Below are 17,775 nucleotides of genomic sequence, written 5' to 3' on the forward strand. Positions count from 1 at the left end.
ACCTCGAGGCTCGTTCGAGCGGTGGAACCCGGTGGTACCGTCCGTCGGTGAATCGTTGGTGGCAGATCGGACTTCTCGTCGCGGCGTGCGCGCTGCTGGCCACCGGGTTCCAATCCGTCACCGGCGTACACGGCGACGATCTCGCCGTGTACCGGACGGCGGGTCAGGCCGTCCTCGACGGCTCGAACCTGTACGACGAGTCGTTCAACGCGAGACTGCCGTTCACGTATCCGCCCTTCGCTGCGCTCGTCGCCGTTCCAGTCGCCCTGGGTTCCTGGGGTGCGGTCCAGTGGGGATGGAGTTTCGTCAGCCTCCTGATGCTGGCCGCGATCATCGTGCTCAGCTATCGCGAAGTCCCGTTCACACGTAAGCGGCCAGTCGTCGTCTACGTGGGTTTCCTGGTCCTGTGGACGGCGGCATCGCCGATCTCCGATCACCTCGGGTACGGCCAGGTCGGGTTGTTTCTGACTCTCCTGTGCTTGATCGACGTGCTGGCTCGACCACGGTGGATTCCCGAGGGCGTGCTGGTGGGGATCGCCGGCGCGGTCAAACTGGTGCCACTCGTCTACATCGGTTACTACGTGATCACCGGGCGCTGGAAAGCAGTTGCGGGCGGCCTCGCCGGCTTCCTCGGCGCCACGGCTCTGGGCTTTGCGGTTCTCCCACGCCAGACGATCGACTACTTCGGCGACATCGCCTCACTCTCGGGGCGCGTCGCCGTCGGTGACCCGTCCGTGTTCGGTAACCAGTCCGTGCGTGGAATGGCCTTGCGGCTACTTCCCGAGGGCCTGGTGGGTCCGGCCTGGCTCGTCGCCTGTGCGGTGTTGGGTGTCCTCGGAATTGTCGCGACGCGGCGCGCTCAGCGCCTGCGGGGCGATCTCGCCGGTTTCACGGTGGTGGCTCTGCTGGCGGCAATCGTGACTCCCATTGCCTGGACGCACCACTTCGTGTGGTTGGTGCCGGCGGTGGGTGTACTCCTCGTTCCGATCAAGTCGGGCGTGGGGGAGGGCACTCGATCGGTCCCTGTGTGGTCCTGGATCGCGATCGGTCTCACCGCTGTCGTAGTGCTGTTTCGGCTTCCTCGAGTCGGCGCGGACACGGATATCCCGGTAGTCGGCTTCGTGCTGGAGAATTCATTGCTCTGGGCGAGCCTCGCGGTAGTGCTCGCTCTGGCCGCCCCCGGCGTGAGTCGCATCGAACCCGAGACGGTCGACGCCGGCGATCCGAAATCGTCGCTGCAGACCTGAAAACGGGCCGCGACACGCGCATAGGCGCCGAAAATGCTCGAAAATTTTGGATGTGTCGGCGACCACGTTCATTCCCGCAGGTAACGATTTCGCACACTCGCACGGGGGTGTCGCACGCTATGGGTCGAAATACATTGTGTTACAGTCTATTTCGGTACTGTACGCACGTTCGTGTGGCGTCGAATTCGTCTCGATCCAGCCGAAAACGGTGACGATCCGTGACATCGATTCGACGCGCATAACCCACCGCGATCTGCATCGGACCGCGGGGGGTGGGTTAGCAATTCGCGCCAGGCGTGAGTACGGTCGCTATCGCTGCTGGTTATCAGCGGAATAGACAAAATTTGCACACGACGAGACGGAGGAACCGTGGCCCTTCCCCAGTTGACTGATGAGCAGCGCGCTGCTGCTTTGGAGAAGGCAGCTGCTGCCCGCAAGGCCAGGGCTGAGCTCAAGGAGCGCCTGAAGCGTGGCGGCACCGACCTCAAGCAGGTCCTCAAGGACGCCGAAGACAACGAAATCTTGGGCAAGATGAAGGTTTCGGCACTGCTCGAGGCGCTGCCCAAGGTGGGCAAGGTCAAGGCTCAGGAGATCATGACCGAGCTGGAGATTGCACCGACCCGTCGCCTTCGTGGCCTCGGTGATCGGCAGCGCAAGGCTCTGCTCACCAAGTTCGACTTCGAGGCCTGAGCCGACAAGTGATGATTGCTGACGCGGCAGTGTCTGATGATTGCTGACGCAACAGTGTCAGAGAGCAAGACCGCAGTGCGGAGGGGTCGGCTGGTTGTACTGGCCGGCCCTTCGGCTGTCGGTAAGTCCAGCGTCGTTCGCGAGCTGAGAACTCGGTTGCCTGAACTCGTTTTCAGTGTTTCGGCGACCACTCGCGATCCCCGTCCAGGTGAAGTGGACGGCAAGGACTACCGATTCACCTCCCGTGAAGAATTTCAACGGATGATCGACTCCGGTGAACTTCTCGAATGGGCGGAAATCCACGGCGGCCTGCAGCGCTCCGGCACCCCCGCAGCTCCGGTCGAAGAAGCGCTCGAAGCTGGAAAGCCCGTTCTCGTCGAGGTCGATCTCGCCGGAGCACGAGCTGTCCGCAAGGCGATGCCCGAGGCTCTGTTGGTGTTCATGGCTCCACCGAGCTGGGACGTTCTGGTGCAACGGCTGACCGGACGTGGAACCGAAACGGAAGACGTCGTGGCGCGCCGACTCGAGACGGCCCGAGTGGAATTGGCCGCACAGGACGAGTTCGACACGGTCATCGTGAACGAGGATGTAAGCCGTGCTTGCGATGAGTTGGTATCCTTGTTGGTTGGGAACTGATTCCGCACCCTTCGGGAACCGATTTCCACCCCGTTTCTCAGATATCCGGATCGATAAAACTAGTTCTTCAATGAAGATCTAATTCAGGAGACACAAGAGTGAGCAGCACTTCAGCCGCGTCCGCAGCAGGTCAGGGCGCTCTGCCTGCCTACGACACCCCGCTCGGCATCACCAACCCGCCGATCGACGAGTTGCTCGAACGCACCTCTTCCAAGTACGCCCTGGTCATCTACTCAGCCAAGCGCGCGCGCCAGATCAACGACTACTACAACCAGCTCGGTGACGGCATCCTCGAATACGTCGGACCTCTGGTCGAGCCCGGTCTGCAGGAAAAGCCGCTGTCCATCGCGTTGCGTGAAATCCACGCTGATCTCCTCGAGCACACCGAAGGCGAGTGAGCACCACATCTGCCGCACCCGAACCTCGTTCGGGTGTCGGGGGAGTGTCCGACGCGCCCACATCGATACGTAAGCGCATTGTCGTCGGTGTCGGTGGGGGTATCGCCGCGTACAAGGCGTGCTCGATCATCCGCAGCTTCACCGAGAGCGGTCATCACGTCCGCGTGATTCCGACCGAATCCGCTCTGGAGTTCGTCGGGCGCGCGACGTTCGAAGCACTCTCCGGCAACCCGGTTCACACCGGCGTCTTCAACGACGTCCCGCAGGTTCCGCATGTCCGTCTCGGACAGGAAGCCGATCTGGTCGTCATCGCGCCGGCAACCGCTGATCTGATGGCGCGAGCGGTCATGGGTCGCGCAGACGACCTGTTGACGGCCACTTTGTTGACCGCGCGCTGTCCGGTTGTCTTCGCCCCAGCAATGCACACCGAGATGTGGGAGCACCCCGCAACGGTCTCGAACGTGGCGACACTGCGTTCGCGCGGCGTCCACGTGATCGAACCTGCCTCCGGGCGTTTGACAGGGAAAGACACCGGAGCCGGTCGACTTCCCGAACCCGACGAGATCGTCGGGTTGGCATCGTTGCTCCTCGAGCGCTCGGACGCGTTGCCGCGCGACCTGGAGGGTCGCCGCATTCTGGTCACCGCCGGCGGTACTCGCGAGCCGCTCGATCCCGTGCGCTTTCTCGGTAATCGCAGCTCGGGCAAGCAGGGCTACGCGCTCGCCCGTCTTGCCGCGCAACGCGGCGCGCACGTGACACTGATCGCCGGGTACACGGCTGATCTCGCCGACCCCGCCGCTGTCGACGTCGTGCACATCAAGACGGCCGAAGATCTCCGGTTGGCAGTGGAAAAGCACGCACCGGGACACGACGGAGTCGTCATGGCTGCGGCTGTCGCGGACTTCCGCCCCACCACCGTCGAAGGCAGCAAGATCAAGAAGGGCGCAAACGAACCCGACTCGATCAGCCTCACCAGAAATGCCGACATCCTCGCCGGTCTCGTCGAAGCGCGTCGTGACGGCGACTTGGATGCTCGAACGGTGATCGTCGGATTCGCCGCTGAGACCGGTGACGCCCATGGTGACGTTCTCACCTATGCCCGCTCCAAGCTTGCCCGCAAAGGTTGCGATCTCCTCGTGGTCAATGCGGTCGGCGAGGGCAAGGCGTTCGAGGTCGATCACAACGACGGTTGGTTGCTCGGTTCCGACGGCTCGGAGTCCGCTCTCGAACACGGATCCAAGGCTTTGATGGCCAGTCGAGTACTCGACGCCCTGGTCAAGCTCTTTCCCGAGTAGCGACACGCGCCCGGTGGTGAGAGTTACCCCACGATAATCGGGTGAGTACAAGGGTGTTGCGCAGGCGGTCCAACCGTTATCGTCGGCTCAGCCCCCAGCTAACAAAGCATGACAAAACGGTCACCGAACGGTGATTCGGATACTTCAATAAGCTGTAGTCAAGAACTCAGTCGTCGAGAGGGAGATCTGTGAGCAAGTCCGGCAGTCGGCTATTCACCAGCGAGTCCGTCACCGAGGGGCACCCGGACAAGATCTGTGACGCGATCAGCGACTCGATCCTCGACGCGCTGCTCACCCAGGACCCGCGCGCCCGCGTGGCCGTCGAGACACTGGTCACCACCGGCCAGGTTCACGTAGCCGGTGAGGTCACGACCACTGCGTACGCGGACATTCCGAAGATCGTGCGCGACACGGTCCTCGAAATCGGCTACGACAGCTCCGCAAAGGGCTTCGACGGTAACTCCTGCGGCGTCAACGTCGCGATCGGCGCCCAGTCGCCCGAGATCGCGCAGGGTGTCGATCACTCGCACGAGGCTCGCGTCGACGGAATCAGCGACGACGAGATCGACCGTCAGGGTGCGGGCGACCAAGGCCTGATGTTCGGCTACGCCACCACCGACACGCCGGAACTGATGCCGCTGCCCATCGCGCTGGCTCATCGTCTCTCTCGCCGGTTGACCGAGGTCCGTAAGTCCGGCGTGCTGCCGTACCTGCGCCCGGACGGCAAGACCCAGGTCACCATCGAGTACGACGGTGACAAGGCTGTCCGTCTCGACACCGTGGTCATCTCCACCCAGCATGCCGCTGACATCGACCTCGACAACCTGTTGACGCCCGATCTTCGCGAGAAGGTGCTTCACTCGGTGCTGACCGACGTCAACCTCACCGATCTCGACACCTCCGATGTTCGTCTGTTGGTGAACCCGACGGGCAAGTTCGTCCTCGGTGGCCCGATGGGTGACGCCGGTTTGACCGGCCGCAAGATCATCGTCGACACCTACGGCGGAATGGCTCGCCACGGTGGCGGCGCGTTCTCCGGCAAGGACCCGTCAAAGGTCGACCGCAGCGCTGCCTACGCCATGCGCTGGGTGGCCAAGAACGCTGTTGCCGCAGGTCTGGCCGACCGCATCGAGGTTCAGGTCGCCTACGCCATCGGCAAGGCAGCTCCGGTCGGACTCTTCGTCGAAACCTTCGGCACCGAGAAGACCGATCCGGCACGGATCCAGAAGGCGATCACCGAGATCTTCGACCTGCGTCCGGGAGCGATCATCCGCGACCTCGACCTGCTGCGCCCGATCTACGCGCAGACGGCGGCATACGGTCACTTCGGTCGCACCGATATCGACCTCCCGTGGGAGAGCACCGATCGCGCCGACAAGCTGCGTAGCGCAGCTGGTCTCTGATCACTGACGTACAGACGGGGCGCGGGTGGGCGCGGAAAGAGTAGCGGCAGAAGTCGATCCGGTCGCCCGGGTGCTGCCGATGCTCCCGCTCGCTCACCTCGACCGTGAATTCGACTACCTCGTTCCTCGTGAACTCGAAGCGGATGCGCAGCCCGGAGTCCGGGTGCGCATCCGCTTCGCTGGTCGTCTGGTGGACGGTTTCATCGTCTCGCGCGAGGCGACCAGTGACCATCAGGGGAAGTTCGGCTGGCTCGAACGCGTCATCTCGTCCGAGCGGGTCCTGACGGCCGAAATCGCGCAAGTCGTCGATCGTGTGGCGGAGCGTTATGCCGGAACCCGTGCCGATGTTCTCCGTTTGGCGGTACCGCCGCGGCACGCGAAGGTCGAGGCGGAACCGTGGGGGCCCGCCGAGCCGCCGTCCGCTCCTGAACCGATCGAAAATGGTTGGCATCTCTACAGATTCGGTGACGCCTTCCTGTCCGCGATTCGCGAGTCGAAAAGCCCACGTGCGGTCTGGCAGGCGTTGCCTGGTGAAAACTGGCCACTGCGCCTGGCCGAACTGGCCGGGGCCGTAGCGGCAAGTGGTAAATCCGCGATCCTGGTTGTGCCCGATCAACGCGACCTGGACCGCGTCGTCGCCGCTTGTACCGAACTCTCCGGAGCGGATGCGGTGGTAGGTCTGTCCGCGGGCCTGGGGCCGGCCATGCGATATCGGAGGTGGCTCGCTGCACTGCGCGGGACCGCCCGGATCGTCGTCGGCACGCGGAGTGCTGTTTTTGCGCCGACGCCCGAGACCGGTCTTGTCGTCGTCTGGGACGACGGCGACGACAACTTGTCCGAGCCGCGGTCGCCGTATCCACATGCCCGCGAAGTTGCCGTCCTGCGTGGCTACGTCGCCGGGTGCGCCGTCGTGATCGGTGGGTTCTCCCGTACGGCAGAAGCGCAGGTACTCGTCGACTCGGGATGGGCGCACGATCTGGTCGCTACGCGGGACGTCGTTCGTGCCCACGCACCCAAGATCACCGCGCTTGCCGACAGCGATCAAGCCTTGGCCCGCGATCCGGGAGCCAGAGCGGCTCGTTTGCCCGCTATTGCATTCGCGGCCGCCCGGCGCGCTCTGGGTGAGGGCAACGGAGTCCTGGTACAGGTGCCTCGGCGGGGGTACGTACCGACCCTGGCCTGCGGAAAGTGCCGTGCCCCGGCACGGTGCCGTCGGTGTAACGGCCCACTGGCTCTTCCCGCTGCGGCAGGTCCCGACGGCGCCGGGACACCGGCGTGCCGCTGGTGCGGGGTTGCCGATGCCGCCTACCGATGTCACGCGTGCGGGGCGAAAGCATTGCGCGCGGTGGTGGTCGGTGCCGGCCGGACCGCCGAAGAACTCGGGCGGGCGTTTCCCGGTGTGAAAGTTGTTCTGTCCGGGGGCAGTGATGTGGTCAAGGAACTGCCACACGGGCCCGCGTTGGTGGTCTCGACAGTGGGTGCGGAGCCGGTGATGACCGGCGGCTACGGCGCCGCGCTCTTGCTCGACGGTTGGGCACTGCTCGGCCGGCCCGATCTTCGCGCCGCCGAGGAAACACTCAGACGCTGGATGTCGGCTGCTGCCATGGTGATTCCGCTGTCCGAAGGCGGTGAAGTTGTGGTTGTCGCAGACTCGGGTATCCCGACGGTGCAGGCGTTGGTCCGATGGGATCCAGTGGGGCACGCACAGTCTCAATTCGAGGAACGGGACGAGGTCGGCTTTCCTCCGGCCGTTCACATGGCTGCGATCGACGGTGGATCCGCAGCAATTGCGGAGTTGGTGGACTCGGCTGATCTGCCGGCAAGTGCTGTACTGCTCGGACCAGTGGAACTGCCTGCGGGGGAGAGGCTTCCGTATTCCGGTGAGGACGAGAGCGGTGTCGCGCCGGAGCGAATGCTGGTCCGCGTTCCACGCAAGGACGGTCGCGGCCTTGCGGACGCTCTGGCACATGCGAGGGCCGCGCGCAGTGCGCGGAAGTCTTCGGGTCCGGTCCGCATTCAGATCGACCCACGCCGCATCGGCTGAGTTTCGAGTTGTCGGAGGAATCCTTGCGCTACCCGATATGACGATATATCGTCGAACTATCAACGATAGTGATGGAGGTTCGACGATGGATGCAAGTTTCCCGAACGAGGGGATGTTCGGCCGGCGCGGTTTCTTCGGCGGTTTCGGCCGTGAGCAACGGCCACCATTTGTGATGTGGGTGCCGACGGACGACGGCGCGTCGGGCGATGGTCCCGGCGATCGAGACGATGGACGGCGCGGTCGACCGCACGAGCGGCCAGGCTTCGGTGACATGCCACGCAGAGGCCATCGGCGGGGGCGTTTCGGTCCAGACGGCGGACCCGGCCCCGGCTTCGGTCCGGGCGCTCAGTTCGGTCGCGGGCGAGGACGTGGCGGACGAGGTCGTCGAGGAGATGTGCGCGCTGCGATTCTGCTGTTGATCGCGGAAGAGCCGATGCACGGCTACGAATTGATTCAGCAGATCGTCGAGCGCAGCGGCGGCGTCTGGAAGCCGAGTCCGGGTTCCATTTATCCCGCGCTGTCCCAACTCGAGGACGAAGGACTCGTCATCATCGAAAAGGTCGCCGGCCGCAAGACTGCCAAGCTGACCGAGGAAGGCGTCGCATACGTCGAGGAGCATCGCGCCGATCTCGGGGCGCCGTGGGATGACGTTCGTCTCAGCGTAGGGGAGCCGGAGCAGGACCTTCGTGAACTGATCGGACAGTTGATGGGCGCGGCCGGTCAAGTGGCCGCTGTAGGCACGCCCGCGCAGGTCAAGGCCGCAGCCGACGTGCTGGTCGAGGCACGCAAGTCGCTGTACCGAGTGCTTGCCGGCGATGATGCCGGTGAAGGCGGCAATTGAGACGTCGGATACCTACTGTTCGGTAGGGTATGCGCCTCGAAGTTTATGGTGTTACGGTCAGCTCCCTCGTAGGATCAGAGCAGGAGCAGGAACAATGGCTGGCGTCAAACGGTCTGTGGGACTGACATTTTCGGTAGCAGTGGCGCTGCTGATCGGAGCACCGCCGGCGATATCGGGTGCCGCACCGACGCTTCCGTCTGCGAGTGCCGACGCGATGGACGTTCCTCTCGACATCGGTCCGGGTCAGGCGACCCGTTCCGTTGCTACGGCATATGCGCATGCTCATCCAGGATCCGCACCTGCCGGATCGAACGATTTCGGCTGTGAGCCTTCCGACACGCATCCCCGACCGGTTGTACTCGCCCACGGAACCGACACCGAGGCGTACGCGGATTGGGCGGCCCTGTCGCCGGCACTGGCAGCTGACGGCTACTGCGTCTTCGCCCTCAATTACGGCGGTGCGATCAAAGAAGAAGACGGGGACGTCGCACACGAGACCTACGGCGTCGGCGACATAGTCGGTAGTGCCACCGCGTTCGGTTCTTTCGTCGATCAGGTGCTGACCGCGACCGGCGCGGACAAGGTCGTCGTCATCGGCTATTCGCAAGGCGCGACGGTGACGCGGTACTACGTCAACAAGATGGGCGGCGACGCCTACGTCGATCATTGGGTCGGTTTGGCTTCGCCGACCTACGGCGGGGTGATGTTCGGGTTGGTTCCGATCGTCCGCGCGATCCCCGGCGGAGAGGATTTTGTCGAAGACGTCTTTTCGCGAGCTGTCCGTGAGCAGATGCAGGGGTCGGATATGTTGAACGCCCTCAACGACGGCGGCGACACCGTACCCGGAGTGCGCTACACGACCATCGGGTCCACTGTCGACGAGATGATCCAGCCGTCCTCGAACATCGCGCTCCGCGATGCCGGTGCAGAAAACATCGTCCTCCAGGATCTGTGCCCGTCGAACCTGACCGGCCACTTCCGCATGCCGTACGACCCCTACGTGATCGACGTCATCCGGACGGTCCTCGACCCCGATGCCGAGCGGCACGCTTCGTGCAGCGTGGTGCCGCTCGGCACGGATATTCCGCAAGTGGTCATCGACGCAAATTCGTGAGCTGCAAATTCGTGAGCTGCTAACTCGTGAGCACCGAGATCACGTGGGTCGGGATGTTTACTCGGCGAGCTTGGCAGTGGCCTGCGCCCACAGGAAGAACTTGTTCGTTCCGAGGTCGCGGACGGTCTTGATGTTGAACGCTGCCTTCAAATGTTCTGCGTCCGAATCGCTTACGCCGTTGAGTGCCGCGACCGGGGCGTCCGCCAATTCTTCGACGGACTTTCCTGCGTAGGCCTTGTCGAACTTACTGTCGATGCCTGCCATCTAAGTTCCTCCGTGTGATCGGTGTATCCCGTATCAGCCTCCGCCGAGTGGCGACGACAGAAACAGTCAATACCGAGGACCGGTGAATGTGCAGGGTTCTGATCAAAGAAATTGCTGAGAAAGTGGTTCGGTGCGGCGCGAGGTAGGTCGTAGCTCTCGCAGTCCTTAGACTGACAGTTCCACCCACCGACACATCCGGGAGCATTTTCGTGAGTTGCAGTCCACCGCGTTCGACAGGCCGATCGGCTGATCAGAGTCCGAAGAGCCCAACGAAACGGGAGAGCTGACATGCGCGTCGTGTTCGCCGGAACACCCGAACCCGCGGTTCCTTCACTGCGTCGGCTCATCGAATCCGCCAACCACGAAGTGGTAGCCGTCGTCACGCGTCCGGACGCTGTGGCGGGCCGCGGTCGAAAAGTCACCCGATCGCCGATCGGTCTGCTTGCCGACGAGCACGGCATCCCGGTGCTGACGCCGGCCAAGGCGTCCGATCCCGACTTCGCGGCCGAACTCGCCCGCCTCGAACCGGACTGTGCACCCGTCGTCGCCTACGGAAACCTGTTGCCGCAGAACGTCCTCGACATTCCGAAATACGGTTGGGTCAATCTGCATTTCTCGTTGCTTCCCGCGTGGCGCGGCGCCGCGCCGGTGCAGGCCGCGATCAGTGCCGGTGACGAGGTGACGGGCGCCAGCGCGTTCCGTTTGGAAGCCGGGATGGATACCGGTCCCGTGTACGGAGTGATGACCGAGCGGATTCGCGACACCGATACGGCGGGCGACCTGCTCGGACGTCTCGCGGAAAACGGCGCTGCCCTCCTCGAATCGGTACTCGACGGACTCGAGGCCGGCGAGATCAACGCGGTTCCGCAGTCTGCCGACGGCGTCTCGTACGCCCCCAAGGTGACGGTGGACGCGGCCCGCGTGCGGTGGGAACTGCCCGCTCCCACAGTGGACCGGCATATCCGAGCCGTCACACCCGCACCCGGGGCATGGACGATGATCGGTGATCTTCGAGTCAAGGTCGGCCCGATCACCGTCACGGACGAGACCCTGGCAGTCGGTGAGATCTCGGTACGCAAGGATGGTCTGTACATCGGTACCGCGACCACCGCGGTGCGACTCGGGCAGATTCAGCCCCCGGGCAAGAAATTGATGTCGGCAGGGGACTGGGCACGCGGTGCCCGACTCGACGCGGAGGTACGAGCACAGTGACCGAATCACGACGACCGGCACGACGGACACAGGGTCCCGGAGCCAAGAACGGCGGCGGCGCCAAGAACACCAAGCCGAAGCAGGCCAAGCGGCCTGATCCGGCAACCGCCGGGCTCGATCAACCGCGTCTGGCGGCGCGTGACGTCCTGCGCGCGGTCCGTGAGCGTGACGCGTACGCGAACCTGGTTCTGCCAGGGCTCCTGCGTGACCGCAAACTCGACGCACGCGACGCTGCGCTGGCAACCGAACTGGCGTACGGCGCGGCACGTGCTCAGGGACTGCTGGATGCGGTGATCGCCCATGCAGCGGGTCGGCCGATCGAAGAGATCGACGGAACTCTGCTCGATGTTCTCCGACTCGGCTCGTACCAATTGCTGCGCACTCGTGTCGCACCGCACGCTGCCGTCGCAACTTCGGTCGATCTGGTCCGCGCCGAAAACGGCCAGGGCCGAGCAGGATTCGTCAATGCGGTCCTGCGCCGTGTTTCCGAACGCACCCAGGAGGAGTGGGTCGAGCTGCTGGCCCCGAAGGACCCGGTCGGCCGGCTCGCCTTCGAGCACGCTCACCCCCTGTGGATCGCGCAGGTATTTGCCGACTCGCTCGGCGCTGCTGCCGGTGAACTCGAAGACGTCCTGATCGCCGACGACGCCCGCCCTGCAGTACACCTCGTCGCCCGCCCCGGCGAGATCTCCGCCGAGGAGCTAGCACTGGTGACCGGCGGCGAGATCGGGCCGTACTCGCCGTACGCCGTGCATCTCGACGGCGGTGACCCCGGACAGCTCGAAGCGGTCCGCCAAGGCTTGGCGGGCGTGCAGGACGAGGGCAGTCAGCTGGTGGCCCGCGCCCTCAGCATTGCTCCTCTCGAAGGTGAAGACTCCGGACGCTGGCTCGACCTCTGTGCAGGTCCAGGAGGAAAAGCGGCACTTCTCGGTGCTCTTGCCGGCATTGAAGGTGGTCGACTCGACGCCGTCGAGCCCGTCGAACATCGCGCCGAACTGATCCGCAAGACCACTCGCGAACTTCCCGTCGACGTACACGTGGCGGACGGCCGCGAATCCGGGCTCGAACCCGGATACGACCGCATCCTCGTCGACGCTCCCTGCACCGGGTTGGGTGCGCTGCGTCGGCGCCCGGAGGCACGTTGGCGTCGCCAGCCGTCCGATGTGGCTCCGCTCGTGAAGTTACAGCGTGAATTGCTCGCTGCCGCAATCGAACTGGTTCGCCCCGGCGGAGTGGTGCTGTACTCCACGTGCTCGCCGCACTTGTCGGAAACGCTGGCAGTGGTCGCCGATGCAGTGCGACGTCACGGCGTCGTGGAACTCGACACCAAGGAATTGGTGCCAGGTGTCCCGGACGTCGGCGACGGATCGTCGGTTCAGTTGTGGCCGCACCGACACGGCACGGACGCTATGTTCATGGCCGCTTTGCGCAAGCCGCTGGCCTGATCGGATGACTTCTGGGCATCGGTAGTCGTATGGTGCCTACATGGTTACGTGGGAACAGGTTGTAGTACTGGGTTCGGCTCTTCCCTCCGTGGAAGAGTCGACCTCGTACAACACCCCGGCACTCAAGGTGGCAGGTAAGACTTTTGCACGGCTCCGCACCGAAGCGGAGGGCGCTTTGGTCGTGATGTGCGGTCTGGACGAGAAGGAGGCGCTACTCGCCAGTGGCGAGGCGGCTTTCTTCACCACCGATCACTATCACGGGCACGGCTCGATCCTGGTGCACCTCGAACTGATCGACGAGGTGCAGTTGGGTGAGATGCTCGAAGACGCGTGGCGGATCAAGGCACCGGCCAAGGTGCGAAAGCTCCACACCGTCGTCAAGAACTGATCTGATTGCACCGGCTCCGATGTGCATGCACGGTCGGCAATGAGACACAGCTAAACTCGGCGTCGTGGCTTCCCCGATGATTGCACCGTCCATCCTGTCCGCAGATTTTGCTCGACTCGCTGATGAAGCGACTGCCGTGTCCGGCTCCGACTGGCTTCACGTCGACGTGATGGACGCGCATTTCGTTCCCAATCTCACGCTGGGTCTGCCGGTGGTCGAGAGTCTGCTGAAGGCGACGGATATTCCGCTCGACTGCCATCTCATGATCGAGAATCCGGAGCGCTGGGCGCCGCCGTACGCCGAGGCCGGTGCGTACAACGTCACGTTTCACGCCGAGGCCACCGACGATCCGCGTTCGGTTGCCCGCGATATTCGTGCAGCTGGTGCCAAGGCGGGTCTGAGCATCAAGCCTGGAACCCCGATCGACGACTACCTGGAAATCCTCAAGGATTTCGACACCCTCTTGATCATGAGCGTCGAACCCGGATTCGGTGGTCAGTCCTTCATGCCTCAGGTGCTCGACAAGGCACGCGCAGTTCGAAAGCTCGTCGACTCGGGTGAGCTGACGCTCCTTGTCGAAATCGACGGCGGCATCAACGCTTCCACGATCGAGCAGGCCGCTGAAGCAGGGATCGACTGCTTCGTCGCCGGTTCGGCGGTGTACGGAGCGAGTGATCCCGGTGAGGCGGTGCGCAAGCTGCGCGCGCAGGCCGCCTCGGCGTCGCCGCACCTGACGCTGTCGGTCTGAGCCGCTCGATGGCAAAGGGTGGACAGGCGTCGACGGCTGATCTCGACGCCGCGATGCAGATCGCGCTGGCCGCAGCTGATTCCGCGCGCGGATTCACCAGCCCCAACCCACCGGTCGGCGCGGTCATCCTCGCTGCCGACGGAACCATCGCGGGCGTCGGTATGACGCAACCGCCCGGTGGACCGCACGCGGAGGTCGTGGCTCTCGACGAGGCCGGCGATGCGGCACGTGGCGGTACGGCAGTGGTGACACTGGAACCGTGCAATCACCAGGGGCGAACCGGCCCTTGCTCACAGGCATTGATCGATGCCGGAGTCTCGGCGGTTGTCTACGCCGTCGGTGATCCCAATCCCGAGGCTTCCGGCGGCGCAGCGACGCTCATGCGCGCTGGAATCAGCGTCACGGCCGGACTGCGAGCACCCGAGGTGGAAGCTGGTCCACTGCGGGCCTGGCTGCACAAACAGCGCACCGGTCGTCCGCACATCACGTGGAAGTACGCGGCCAGTCTGGACGGACGCAGCGCCGCTGAGGACGGAACGAGTCAGTGGATCACCGGTCCGCAGGCGAGGGCGCGCGTGCATGCGCAGCGAGCGCAGATCGATGCGATCGTGGTCGGTACCGGCACCGTGTTCGCCGACGATCCGTGGCTGACCGCACGTCAGCCCACCGGTGAGCTCGCGGCGCACCAGCCCGTTCGCGTCGTCGTCGGAAAGCGCGAAATACCCTCGACGGCAAGCATTCTCGACGACACCGCACCGACTCTGGTGCTCAACACCGACAACGTCGACGAAGTAGTCGAGGCGTTGGGGGAGTACACGGACGTACTTCTCGAGGGTGGGCCCCGTCTGGCCGGAGCATTCCTTGCCGCCGGATATGTCGACGTCATAGAGGCATACATCGCTCCGATCCTGCTCGGCGCTGGCGCCTCCGCACTCGTCGATGCCGGAGTGCACACCATCACCGACGCACACCGATTCCGTTTGGAGTCTGCGGTAACGATCGGCCCCGATATTTTGTTGAGTCTGGTTCCGGAGAGTTCTGCTCCGGGGAACGAGGAGTAGGGCGCGTGTTCACAGGAATTGTGGAAGAACTCGGCGAAATTGTCGCCAAGGAAGAACTGGTCGATGCTGCACGTTTCACGGTGCGCGGGCCACTGGTCACCTCCGACGCCGGTCACGGTGATTCGATCGCGGTCAACGGAGTGTGCCTGACGGTGGTCGACGTGCTTGCCGACGGTTCGTTCACCGCAGATGTCATGCAGGAAACCCTGAACCGCTCGAGCCTGGCGAAATTGGATGTCGGCTCTCGCGTCAACCTCGAGCGTGCCGCGGCGCTGAACAGCCGACTCGGCGGCCACCTGGTTCAAGGGCATGTCGATGGAACAGGCCACGTCATTTCCCGCTCGCCGTCCGAGAACTGGGAGGTAGTGCGGATCGCACTGCCCGACTCCATTTCCCGTTACGTCGTGGAGAAGGGTTCGATCACCGTCGACGGAGTCTCGCTGACGGTCTCCGCGCTGGGCGGAGACCGCGGGTTCGAGTACTTCGAGATCTCGCTGATCCCGACAACGCTCGAGTTGACGACGCTCGGAACCGCTGTGGTCGGTACGCCGGTCAACCTCGAGGTGGACGTGATCGCCAAGTACGTCGAGCGGCTTCACTCTGCCGGTCGGTAGGACCAGGCTGATCGGACCCGTCCGATTGGTCGTAGGGTTGTCAGTGCATCCGTCGGATGCACTCGTTGTATTCGATGATGTGAAAAGTCAAGACTTTGGAGTGCGAGCACGTGACCAGGTTCGACAGTATCGAGCGCGCAGTAGCAGATATCGCTGCAGGTAAAGCTGTTGTCGTCGTGGACGACGAGGATCGCGAGAACGAGGGCGACCTCATCTTCGCCGCCGAGAAAGCCACCCCGGAACTGGTGGCGTTCATGGTCAGGTACACCTCCGGCTACCTGTGCGTGCCGCTCGACGGTGACGATTGCGATCGGCTGGGCCTGCCCCCGATGTACGCCACCAACCAGGACAAGCACGGCACGGCGTACACCGTCACCGTCGACGCCCGTGAGGGAATCGGTACCGGCATCTCGGCGTCGGACCGCGCTGCGACGATGCGTCTGCTCGCCAACCCCGAATCCGGTGCCAACGATTTCACTCGCCCCGGTCACGTCGTTCCGCTCCGCGCGAAGGAAGGCGGAGTACTGCGTCGTCCTGGCCACACGGAAGCTGCAGTCGACCTCGCCCGCATGGCGGACCTGCGTCCTGCCGGCGTCATCTGCGAAATCGTCAGCCAGAAGGACGAAGGCGCGATGGCTCAGACCGACGAGTTGCGAGTATTTGCCGACGAACACAACCTTGCTCTGATCTCGATCGCGGACCTCATCGCGTGGCGTCGCAAGCACGAGAAGCACGTACTGCGCATCGCCGAGGCCCGCATCCCCACCCGCCACGGTGAGTTCACCGCTGTCGGCTACACCAGCATCTACGACGAGGTCGAGCACGTTGCGCTGGTGCGCGGCGACATCGCAGGCCCCGACGGCGACGGTAGCGACGTACTCGTCCGCGTTCACTCCGAGTGCCTCACCGGCGACGTCTTCGGTTCGCTGCGGTGCGATTGCGGCCCGCAGCTCGACGCCGCACTGGACATGGTCGCCCAGGAGGGCCGCGGCGTTGTTCTGTACATGCGCGGGCACGAGGGTCGTGGCATCGGTCTCATGCACAAGCTGCAGGCCTACCAGCTCCAGGACGCCGGTTCCGACACCGTCGACGCCAATCTCGAACTCGGCCTGCCGGCGGACGCCCGTGACTACGGCATCGGTGCCCAGATCCTCGTCGATCTGGGGATCTCGTCGATGCGTCTGCTGACCAACAACCCGGCCAAGCGTGTGGGTCTGGACGGCTACGGCCTGCAGATCACCGATCGTGTTCCGATGCCGTTGCGCGCGAATGCGGAGAACCTCACCTACCTGCGCACCAAGCGCGATCGGATGGGGCACGATCTGATCGGACTGGACGAGTACGAGGCGAACCAGAACACCGCACAGCCGGGAACCGCACTGTGAGCGGCGAAGGTCAGCCGCAGCTCGCGATCGCCGAGGCCAAGGATCTGAAGCTGGCGATCGTTGCCGGGCAGTGGCACGCGACGATCTCCGAGGCTCTGATCGCGGGCGCGCAGCGCGTCGCGCAGGAGGCGCAGATCAAGGACGTGACACTGGTCCGTGTCGCCGGTGCGATCGAACTGCCGGTCGTTGCGCAGGCATTGGCGCGCACGCACGACGCCGTCGTCGCTCTCGGTGTTGTCATCCGCGGTGGCACGCCGCACTTCGAGTACGTGTGCGACGCGGTCACCGCGGGCCTCACACGCGTCTCGCTCGACGAAAGCACCCCCGTGGGGAACGGTGTCCTGACCACCGACACCGAGCAGCAGGCTCTTGACCGTTCGGGTCTGCCGGGTAGCGTCGAGGACAAGGGCGCACAGGCCTGCGCCGCCGCACTGGACACCGCAGTGACCCTGCGCCATCTCCGAGCACCATGGACCGAGGATTCGTTTCGATGAGTACACCCGGCGACAACGAGAACTGGGAACTGATTGCGTCACCGCGTAAGTCGACGCGATACGCGATCGGAGTTGCCGTCCTCCTGGTGATCGTTCACGTCACACTGGCACTCCTGCTTCGCCAGGGGTCCACCGGCGTGTACTTCCGTGCCGCGGACCAGATCGCGATGGCAGGCATCGGCACCATTCTGGCTCTCGGTGTGCTGATGTTGACGCGGCCCCGGGTCAAGGTGGGCAAGCAGGGTATTGCCGTACGAAACATCCTGGGCGAGAAGATCGTCGACTGGGATCTGTTCGAGGGACTCTCGTTCCCCGACGGTGCCGCCTGGGCACGCATCGAATTGCCCGACGACGAGTACATGGCAGTGATGGCGATCCAGTCCAACGACCGCGAGTACGCCGTCGACACGGTCGGCAAGTTCCGCGAACTGGCCGACCGCTACGCACCGGTCGCGCACAAGAGCAACTGACGTCTTCCGACCGGTTCGGTGCCCGC

19 protein-coding genes are annotated in these 17,775 nt (G+C 64.2%); 18 read left to right on the plus strand and 1 reads right to left on the minus strand.

Translation table 11 applies throughout. From position 1 onward, the window contains the following. Positions 1-47: 47 nt before the first annotated feature. From AOT96_RS25170 to AOT96_RS25215, 9 genes are all read left to right on the plus strand, one after another. Positions 48-1,247 carry a glycosyltransferase 87 family protein gene (locus AOT96_RS25170; RefSeq protein WP_230691689.1) on the plus strand — a complete coding sequence of 400 codons (1,200 nt, stop codon included), beginning with the start codon at positions 48-50 and terminating at the stop codon, positions 1,245-1,247. A gap of 369 nt (positions 1,248-1,616) precedes the next feature. After that, positions 1,617-1,937, plus strand: coding sequence for an integration host factor, actinobacterial type (gene mihF / locus AOT96_RS25175; RefSeq protein ID WP_003944825.1), 321 nt, complete (start codon positions 1,617-1,619; stop codon positions 1,935-1,937). A 36-nt stretch (positions 1,938-1,973) separates the two neighbouring features. Then, the gene (gene gmk / locus AOT96_RS25180; protein WP_003944801.1) at positions 1,974-2,573 is read left to right on the plus strand and encodes a guanylate kinase; all 600 of its coding nucleotides are present in this window, start codon (positions 1,974-1,976) and stop codon (positions 2,571-2,573) included. Positions 2,574-2,671: 98 nt separating this feature from the next. Further along, positions 2,672-2,971 carry a DNA-directed RNA polymerase subunit omega gene (rpoZ, locus tag AOT96_RS25185; RefSeq protein ID WP_003944996.1) on the plus strand — a complete coding sequence of 100 codons (300 nt, stop codon included), beginning with the start codon at positions 2,672-2,674 and terminating at the stop codon, positions 2,969-2,971. Beyond that, the gene (gene coaBC / locus AOT96_RS25190) at positions 2,968-4,266 is read left to right on the plus strand and encodes a bifunctional phosphopantothenoylcysteine decarboxylase/phosphopantothenate--cysteine ligase CoaBC (RefSeq protein WP_003944888.1); all 1,299 of its coding nucleotides are present in this window, start codon (positions 2,968-2,970) and stop codon (positions 4,264-4,266) included. The genes rpoZ and coaBC overlap by 4 nt, the downstream gene beginning before the upstream one ends. A 188-nt stretch (positions 4,267-4,454) precedes the next feature. Further along, positions 4,455-5,669, plus strand: a complete 1,215-nt coding sequence (gene metK / locus AOT96_RS25195) for a methionine adenosyltransferase (protein ID WP_003944827.1) — start codon at positions 4,455-4,457, stop codon at positions 5,667-5,669. Positions 5,670-5,694: 25 nt separating this feature from the next. Further along, on the plus strand, positions 5,695-7,713 hold the full coding sequence (locus AOT96_RS25200; protein WP_081557843.1) for a primosomal protein N': 2,019 nt from the start codon (positions 5,695-5,697) through the stop codon (positions 7,711-7,713). 172 nt (positions 7,714-7,885) lie between these two features. Then, positions 7,886-8,554, plus strand: coding sequence for a PadR family transcriptional regulator (locus AOT96_RS25210; RefSeq protein WP_378504007.1), 669 nt, complete (start codon positions 7,886-7,888; stop codon positions 8,552-8,554). A 94-nt stretch (positions 8,555-8,648) separates the two neighbouring features. Then, positions 8,649-9,668 carry an esterase/lipase family protein gene (locus AOT96_RS25215; RefSeq protein WP_156778977.1) on the plus strand — a complete coding sequence of 340 codons (1,020 nt, stop codon included), beginning with the start codon at positions 8,649-8,651 and terminating at the stop codon, positions 9,666-9,668. A 57-nt stretch (positions 9,669-9,725) separates the two neighbouring features. On the opposite strand, the gene AOT96_RS25220 is transcribed toward AOT96_RS25215, so the two are convergent. Beyond that, positions 9,726-9,932: a hypothetical protein gene (locus AOT96_RS25220; protein ID WP_003944900.1), complete on the minus strand. Its 207-nt coding sequence runs from the start codon at positions 9,930-9,932 to the stop codon at positions 9,726-9,728. 288 nt (positions 9,933-10,220) lie between these two features. Between AOT96_RS25220 and fmt the strand changes: the two genes are divergently transcribed. From fmt to AOT96_RS25265, 9 genes are all read left to right on the plus strand, one after another. After that, complete coding sequence (gene fmt / locus AOT96_RS25225) at positions 10,221-11,144, plus strand: methionyl-tRNA formyltransferase (protein ID WP_003944846.1); 924 nt, start codon at positions 10,221-10,223, stop codon at positions 11,142-11,144. Further along, a complete protein-coding gene (locus AOT96_RS25230; RefSeq protein WP_003944903.1) occupies positions 11,141-12,589 on the plus strand; it encodes an RsmB/NOP family class I SAM-dependent RNA methyltransferase in 1,449 nt (482 codons plus the stop codon). Before fmt ends, AOT96_RS25230 begins: the two co-directional genes overlap by 4 nt. Positions 12,590-12,629: 40 nt before the next feature. Next, positions 12,630-12,977 carry an MmcQ/YjbR family DNA-binding protein gene (locus AOT96_RS25235; protein WP_003944924.1) on the plus strand — a complete coding sequence of 116 codons (348 nt, stop codon included), beginning with the start codon at positions 12,630-12,632 and terminating at the stop codon, positions 12,975-12,977. A 64-nt stretch (positions 12,978-13,041) separates the two neighbouring features. After that, positions 13,042-13,725: a ribulose-phosphate 3-epimerase gene (rpe, locus tag AOT96_RS25240; protein WP_019748384.1), complete on the plus strand. Its 684-nt coding sequence runs from the start codon at positions 13,042-13,044 to the stop codon at positions 13,723-13,725. An 8-nt stretch (positions 13,726-13,733) separates the two neighbouring features. After that, positions 13,734-14,786 (plus strand): bifunctional diaminohydroxyphosphoribosylaminopyrimidine deaminase/5-amino-6-(5-phosphoribosylamino)uracil reductase RibD, encoded by a 1,053-nt coding sequence (ribD, locus tag AOT96_RS25245; protein ID WP_003945026.1) that lies wholly within the window; start codon positions 13,734-13,736, stop codon positions 14,784-14,786. Between the two features lie 5 nt (positions 14,787-14,791). Further along, positions 14,792-15,400, plus strand: a complete 609-nt coding sequence (locus tag AOT96_RS25250) for a riboflavin synthase (protein WP_003944892.1) — start codon at positions 14,792-14,794, stop codon at positions 15,398-15,400. Between the two features lie 110 nt (positions 15,401-15,510). After that, entirely contained in the window at positions 15,511-16,785 is a 1,275-nt protein-coding gene (locus AOT96_RS25255) for a bifunctional 3,4-dihydroxy-2-butanone-4-phosphate synthase/GTP cyclohydrolase II (protein ID WP_003944833.1), read from the plus strand. After that, positions 16,782-17,279 (plus strand): 6,7-dimethyl-8-ribityllumazine synthase, encoded by a 498-nt coding sequence (gene ribH, locus AOT96_RS25260; protein ID WP_003944999.1) that lies wholly within the window; start codon positions 16,782-16,784, stop codon positions 17,277-17,279. Before AOT96_RS25255 ends, ribH begins: the two co-directional genes overlap by 4 nt. Next, on the plus strand, positions 17,276-17,749 hold the full coding sequence (locus AOT96_RS25265) for a PH domain-containing protein (RefSeq protein ID WP_003944987.1): 474 nt from the start codon (positions 17,276-17,278) through the stop codon (positions 17,747-17,749). Before ribH ends, AOT96_RS25265 begins: the two co-directional genes overlap by 4 nt. Positions 17,750-17,775 lie beyond the last annotated feature (26 nt).

The organism is Rhodococcus sp. 008, from assembly GCF_001682295.1.
In the GTDB taxonomy this organism is placed as follows: domain Bacteria; phylum Actinomycetota; class Actinomycetes; order Mycobacteriales; family Mycobacteriaceae; genus Rhodococcus_F; species Rhodococcus_F qingshengii.

Coding starts and splice junctions, on each gene's coding strand:
- AOT96_RS25265 (WP_003944987.1), top strand. CDS start 17,276: ATGAGTACACCCGGCGACAACGAGAACTGGGAACTGATTGCGTCACCG.
- AOT96_RS25215 (WP_156778977.1), top strand. CDS start 8,649: ATGGCTGGCGTCAAACGGTCTGTGGGACTGACATTTTCGGTAGCAGTG.
- fmt (WP_003944846.1), top strand. CDS start 10,221: ATGCGCGTCGTGTTCGCCGGAACACCCGAACCCGCGGTTCCTTCACTG.
- AOT96_RS25220 (WP_003944900.1), bottom strand. CDS start 9,932: ATGGCAGGCATCGACAGTAAGTTCGACAAGGCCTACGCAGGAAAGTCC.
- AOT96_RS25235 (WP_003944924.1), top strand. CDS start 12,630: ATGGTTACGTGGGAACAGGTTGTAGTACTGGGTTCGGCTCTTCCCTCC.
- gmk (WP_003944801.1), top strand. CDS start 1,974: ATGATTGCTGACGCAACAGTGTCAGAGAGCAAGACCGCAGTGCGGAGG.
- AOT96_RS25210 (WP_378504007.1), top strand. CDS start 7,886: ATGTGGGTGCCGACGGACGACGGCGCGTCGGGCGATGGTCCCGGCGAT.
- ribD (WP_003945026.1), top strand. CDS start 13,734: ATGGCAAAGGGTGGACAGGCGTCGACGGCTGATCTCGACGCCGCGATG.